The sequence below is a fragment of the Chrysiogenia bacterium genome (assembly GCA_020434085.1).
GTDB lineage: Bacteria > JAGRBM01 > JAGRBM01 > JAGRBM01 > JAGRBM01 > JAGRBM01.
In genome coordinates this window covers 1-5,931 of the sequence record JAGRBM010000462.1, presented here as the reverse complement: position 1 = coordinate 5,931, position 5,931 = coordinate 1, and the positions used below count along the sequence as shown (strand labels likewise).

General features: G+C 66.5%; 6 protein-coding genes. 1 reads left to right on the top strand and 5 read right to left on the bottom strand.

Annotated features, from left to right (window positions below; genetic code table 11):
- Positions 1 to 776, bottom strand: a 776-nt coding sequence (locus KDH09_15675; GenBank protein MCB0221137.1) for an HAD family hydrolase, incomplete at its 3' end; no start/stop codon positions are given.
- A 132-nt stretch (positions 777 to 908) separates the two neighbouring features.
- On the opposite strand from KDH09_15675, the gene KDH09_15670 reads away from it, so the two are divergent.
- Positions 909 to 1,865, top strand: coding sequence for a D-glycerate dehydrogenase (locus KDH09_15670; GenBank protein ID MCB0221136.1), 957 nt, complete (start codon positions 909 to 911; stop codon positions 1,863 to 1,865).
- A gap of 6 nt (positions 1,866 to 1,871) precedes the next feature.
- Here the strand turns inward: KDH09_15670 and KDH09_15665 are convergent, their stop codons facing one another.
- The 4 genes from KDH09_15665 to KDH09_15650 all read right to left on the bottom strand — a co-directional run.
- The gene (locus KDH09_15665; GenBank protein ID MCB0221135.1) at positions 1,872 to 2,645 is read right to left on the bottom strand and encodes a hypothetical protein; all 774 of its coding nucleotides are present in this window, start codon (positions 2,643 to 2,645) and stop codon (positions 1,872 to 1,874) included.
- 10 nt (positions 2,646 to 2,655) lie between these two features.
- On the bottom strand, positions 2,656 to 3,771 hold the full coding sequence (locus KDH09_15660) for a HEAT repeat domain-containing protein (GenBank protein ID MCB0221134.1): 1,116 nt from the start codon (positions 3,769 to 3,771) through the stop codon (positions 2,656 to 2,658).
- Between the two features lie 13 nt (positions 3,772 to 3,784).
- Complete coding sequence (locus tag KDH09_15655; protein ID MCB0221133.1) at positions 3,785 to 5,455, bottom strand: hypothetical protein; 1,671 nt, start codon at positions 5,453 to 5,455, stop codon at positions 3,785 to 3,787.
- A partial coding sequence (locus tag KDH09_15650; GenBank protein MCB0221132.1) for a hypothetical protein occupies positions 5,455 to 5,931 on the bottom strand: 477 nt, incomplete at its 5' end. The genes KDH09_15650 and KDH09_15655, both read right to left, overlap by 1 nt.

Below are 5,931 nucleotides of genomic sequence, written 5' to 3'. Positions count from 1 at the left end.
AGCTCGGCGAGCCTGGTGATTTCCAGGCTCGGCGCGTGCTCATCGTGGGGAAAGGCCTCGCCCTTGCGGTTGATCCACACGGTGCGGATTCCAAGGCGCCCGGCGCCCCAGATGTCGGCCAGCGCGGTATCGCCGATGTGCAGGCTGTCGGCAGGGCTCGCGCCGAAGTGGCTCATCGCGTCCTCGAAGAGCTTCTCGTGCGGCTTTCGAAGGCCCAGCGCATCGGAGATGATCACCTTGTCAAAGCGCCCCTGCAGACCTGTGTGATCGAGAATCCAGTCGGCCGCCGGCGTGTAGTCGAAGTTCGAGATCAGCGCGACGCCGATTCCCTTCGCATGCAGGCGATCGAGCAACTCGGCGGCGCCCTCTACCGCGCGGGTTGAGCGCGCGATGGCGCGCATGTGGGTTTCGACCAGTTCATGGGCCAGGCGCCTGGATTCCTCGCCTTCGACCTCCAGTTCGAGCGCGTGAACGATGTTCTCGTAACGAACCAGCGCGGAGATCTCGATCCACTCTTTTTCCTTGGCCTTGGCAATGACCTGCCACTGGCGGATGACCTCCGCCACGAATTGTTCGAGCGTGATGTGCCCGTGGCCGCGCTCGTGCACCAGTTCCAGCACGGCCGGGGCGGTCGAGGGGAACTCGTGCTCCCCGTGAACGACGGTGGGGAGCTTTGAGTTATCCACCTCGATCAGGGTGTCGAAGAGATCGAAGAACACGTGGCGCACGCCCTCGAAGAGGGCCGCCCCGATCTCTTTTTTACTCGTCTCGCTCACGTCTTTCCCTGCTCTCCTGCTGCCGGCCGGGCGATCCGGGCGCCTGCCCGGCACTGGCCGTCCCGGCCCCGCAGGTGATACACCTTGCCGGGGCGGAGCGCACCATAGTCACATCGAGGACCGCGGAAAACCATGGCCAGAATTCTTGTCACAGCAAAGTTGCCCGGCGACGCGCTGGAACTGCTGCGCGCGGAGCACGAAGTGGACCTCTATGAGGGCCCCCTGCCCCTGCCGCGGGCCGAGCTGCTCGAGCGCGTGCGGGAGGCCGACGCCCTGCTCTGCCTGCTTTCCGAGCCCATCAATGCCGAGGTTTTCGACGCGGCGCCGGGGCTCAAGGTCGTCGCCAACTACGCGGTGGGCACCAACAACATCGACCTGGAACTGGCCCGAAAGCGCGGCGTTCGCGTCTGCAATACCCCGGACGTGCTGACCGAGACCACTGCCGAGCTGGCCTTCGCACTCACCCTTGCCGTCTGCCGCCGCATCGTCGAGGGCGATGCCTTCGTTCGCGCGGGGCATTTCACCGGCTGGGAGCCCGAGCTTTTTCTGGGCCGCGATGTCTACGGGAGCACCGTCGGCGTGATCGGCATGGGCCGCATCGGCCAGGCCTACGCCCGGCGGGCAAAGGCCTGCGGGGCGAGCATTCTCTACTACAACCGCTCGCGCCTGCCCGGCGAGATCGAAGACCCGCTGGGCGCCGAGCTCGTCACCATCGACGAGCTGCTGCAGGAATCGGATTTCGTGAGCCTGCACTGCCCGCTCACCCCCGAGACGAGCGGCCTGCTGGATGCAAGGCGGCTCGCGCTGATGAAGCCCACGGCCTATCTCATCAACACAGCGCGCGGACCCGTCGTGGACGAGGCCGCTCTTGTCACCGCGCTTCGCGAGGGCAAACTGGCCGGCGCGGGGCTCGACGTCTATGAGCGCGAGCCCGAACTGGCCGAGGGCCTTGCGCAGCTCGAGAACGTCGTGCTCGCTCCCCACACCGGAAGCGCCACGATCAAGACACGCTCGCGCATGGCGAAGATGTGCGCGCAGGACATTCTCTCAGTGCTGGCTGGAAACGATCCCAAACACCCGGTCGTCTGAAGCTGCTTATTGCTTGGGTTTCTTGGGCGGTTTGACCCGGCGGCCCCTGGTCTTGATCTCGACGGCGCCGGGGGCATTTTCGTCGCCGAATTTCTTCTCCCACAGAATGTCGCCGGGCTGGGGTGCTTCACCGCTGTCTGGCTGCGCGGCGGGCACGGCACTTGCGCCGCCGACCACCAGCAGCGCGACCTGCGAGCGTTCCGGGCGGTAGCGCACGTAGCCCTTGCCGCCGTAGCAGCTTCCAAGGAATTCAAAACGGTTGGAATAGCGATCACGCTTGATGGGCGCCGCTGCGCAAACCTGCACCAGCGTTGCCAGTTGGGACTTGATGGGGGAGAGGCGCCCCGGATTGAAAGGATCCGCGCCCCGTGCAACACCCGCCGCTCTCTTCTTCAAAATCGCGCGGGAGACCCCGCGCACGAATCCGATGATCAGCTCCTCGCCCGGACGCGTCGCGATCAGAAAGCTCTGCCCGGCCCCCTGCCCCTCATTGAGGAAGGGGTGGTCATCGATCTGAAAGTGATTGATCGAAGCCAGCAGGCCCGTATCCAGCAGCCCGTCGGTGAGCTGGCCGGGCGACTTCGCGTCGAGAAGCTCCACCTTGTAGCCCCCACCGCCAAGCTGGAGCCGGATCGCATCGAGCGAAGCGCCCACCCGAATGCTGTTCGGGAGCGGACCCGAGACGCTCGGCACGATTGCCGCGTCCTGCGCATGCGCGGGCGTAGAAGCGGCGAGCAGCACTGCCGCCGCCATCAACCCGATTGTGCGCAGAACTTTCATCACAACTTCCTCAGCGGTAGGTCACCACGACCTTGCGGGCGACGCTCTGCTTGAGTTGCTCGAGATCGAGTGCATAGCCCGTAATGTTCACGCCCTGCAGCAACACGCCCGAAACCACGTCCACGCGCTTGACGATGACCGTCACCTGATTGCCGTCTCCCTGCAGCGTGCCGAATACAATTTCATCGGCCTGCAGCAGTTTTCCGAGCTCGACCGCCTGATCGGGGTCGTCGATGCCCAGCATCTGCTGGAGCGCCATCTCACTCAGAACCGTGCCGAGCTGGCGGCGCTCCACCACGGTGGCCAGGCGCTCGCGCGCCAGGCTCGCCGAGATGATGTCGGCCACGTCCTCGCAGAACTGGTCGAAGCCCGCGATGCCGGTTCGATTCTCAAGGCCCACCACGCCCACCGTGCGCACAACGTGGTAGTTGATCTTCTCAACGGCGCTGGAGGCCGCGGCGCGCACGGAGGAATCCAGGTCGGCATGCTTGAGTTTGTTCAACGCTTCGTGCGCGGCCTTCTTCTGCGGCGCGCTCAGCCGATCGGCCATCATTCCGAGCGACTTGGCCGCCGCGCGGCGCACTTCGGCGCTCTCGTCCTTTGCCGCGCGGCGCACCAGCAGCTCCGCCAGCCCCTCGGGCTCGAAGCTGGTGATCAGCCGCATGCATTCCAGGCGAATGCGGAAATCACGGTTGATGTCGGCCTCGCGCATCATGCGCTCCGCCACCGATGCGTCGGCCGCGTTGTCGAGCTGACGCTGCAGTGCGGAGCTGGCCTTGCGGCGCACCGCCGAGTCCGAATCCCCGAGCATCTGGATCAGCCGCACCACCGCGTCGCGGTTGTCGACGCGCCCGAGCGCGAGTGCCACCTCCCCGCGAAGCGTGGGATCCTTGTCCTCGCTCAGGTCGATGAGCAGTTGCAGCGCGTTTTCATCGCCGATCTTGGCGAGTTCCTGCACGGCCGCCTGCTGCACCGGCATCTTGAGCTTCTCACGCTTCTGCATGGTTTTGTCGATCCACTCGACCGACTTGCCGCGCATGTCACCGGGTTTGATCGCGCAGGCCGAGACACCCACCATGCACAGCAGGCCGACCAGAAGCGCAAGTTTGCTGAAGCTGTTATTCAAAGTCTCTTCCCTTCTAGTTTCGATTCCACGAAACGGGAATCGGATCGCCGTCATCACCGCGCTGCCCGCGCGAGCCGGGCGACCCGCTCGATCCCGAGTATCCCGAGCTCCCCGAACTGCCGGAGCTGCCGGAGTATCCCGAGCTGCCCGAGGGAGAGCCCGAACCACCATAGCCGCCCGAGCCGCCGGCGCCCGCATAGCCGCCGCGACCGCCGGAGCCCGCCGCGCCGCCCGAGCCCGGCGTTCCCGCCGGGGCGCCCTTGCCGGGGACACTTCTAAACGTCAACGCGCCGCGTACGGCGTTGTAGAAACCGTCGCTGCCATAAACCGTCACGTTGATCCGGCCGCCATCGCCGCCGTCACCGCCGTCGCCGGAGGGGCCGCCGTTGCCGCCGACACCGCCGCTGCCGCCATTGGCGCCGTTGCCGCCGTTGCCCCCGCGACCGCCATTGCCGCCGCGGCCCTGCTGCCCAGGGGAGATGCCGCGCTGGTAGTCGCCCGGACCACCCGCGCCGCCGTTGCCACCCGCGCCGCCGCTGCCGCCCTGGCCGCCATTGCCGCCCGCGCCGCCGCCACCACCGGGACCGCCGTGGCCGCCGTCGCCGCCCTTGCCACCGTCGCCGCCTTCACTGGTGACCGAGAAGTTCTGGTTCTTGTGGAAGATGTAGTTGAGCTCATCGCTCTTGTACTTGCGGTTGTAGATGTCGTACCAGTCGGCACGCACGTGCATGTAGACGAGTTCTTCATCGGGATAGAAGCGCGAAAAGATCGGTTTGATCGTCACCGTGAGCCGGGGACCGTCCTCGCCCTCTTCACCGTCGGCGCCGCGCGAGCCGTTCTGGGCCTTGGGCCCTGCGTTGCCGCCGCGCGCGCCGTTGCCGCCGGGGCCGCCCGCGCTTCCATTGCCGCCGGCGCCGCCGTTCTGCCCGAGCCCATAGGCCGCCTGGCCGTTGTAGCCGCGCTGACCGCCGCCGCCGGGCCCGCCGTTGCCACCGCTACCACCGCCCTGACCGGGGCTGAAGCCGTTGGCGCCGGGATAACCGTCCCCGCCGCGCCCGCCGTTGTAGCCGGCAGCGCCCGAGGCACCGCTGGCCGCGCTGTAAACAAAGCCCGGTGTGTTGCCTGAGGCCGCCTGGTCTTTCGAGCGCGACTCCACGAAATACGGGGCGTAGAGCGAGGTCTCATAGAGCGGCGGCAGCACCATCTGCGCGCTCTTGCCACCAACGCGCGCCGTGATCTCGAAACCGGTATCGAGCGAGCTGAGCACGTTGCGGCTGGGTGTGAAGCGGAACTGCGAGATGGTTCCCGGCGTGGCCTCTGCCTGGATCTCCGCCGGGGCGAGCTTGCCGCGCCGAAGGGCCTGCGCGTCGTCGGCCCCGTAAAGGACGTCGTTGTAATAGAGCTCGCCGGTCTCCAGCAGCACTGCCACCTGACGGAACACCGGCAGGTTCTGGTCCTCGACGTTCACGCCGAATCCGCCGTCGGGATATCCGCGCGAGCCCGAGCGCAGGTTCTCGTTCTCGAAGACGAAGATCGCCTTCACCTTGCGACCGTCTAGCGTGACGTACCCCTCGAACAGGAGCTGGGGCTGGAACGCCTTGCGCCGCGGCGAATCGGGCACCGGATGCTTGGCGCAGCTCATGCCCAGTACGAGCAGGCTCAGGATGAGAAAAATTCGTTTCATCAGTTCAGGTTCTGGTTTCCACGCCCGGGATGAGGCATCTGAGGACGGATCCCGAAGAGCAGTTGCAACTGACCGGGCCGGCCCTGGCCGTCGTGAACAGCGGAAAGCAGTTCCAGCACGCGTTCATCGGATTCGGCCGGCAGGAGTTTTTCGCGAAGCCCCGCGCGCGCCGGCGGCGCGATGAGCTGCATGCGCGCAAGGCCCCATGAAATGATGAGCCGCACGCGCGGGCTGCGGTGGCGTACCTGCGCGGCCAGTTGCTCGGCCGCCAGTGGGGCCATGTCCTGATCGCCCGCCAGATAGGCCGAGTACCACGCGATCACCAGCGAGAGGATCTCCACGTCGGGGGCGAGCCCGTCCAGCGCATGGTCGAAGGCATCGGTCAGCATGGTGCGGTTGGCCGCCAGGTCGGCCGTGAGTTCCTTCTGATGCAGGTGCATGTAGTTGAGCACCGCAAAGGCGGCGTTGTAGGCCTT

Coding starts and splice junctions, on each gene's coding strand:
- KDH09_15655 (MCB0221133.1), bottom strand. CDS start 5,455: ATGAAACGAATTTTTCTCATCCTGAGCCTGCTCGTACTGGGCATGAGC.
- KDH09_15665 (MCB0221135.1), bottom strand. CDS start 2,645: ATGAAAGTTCTGCGCACAATCGGGTTGATGGCGGCGGCAGTGCTGCTC.
- KDH09_15670 (MCB0221136.1), top strand. CDS start 909: ATGGCCAGAATTCTTGTCACAGCAAAGTTGCCCGGCGACGCGCTGGAA.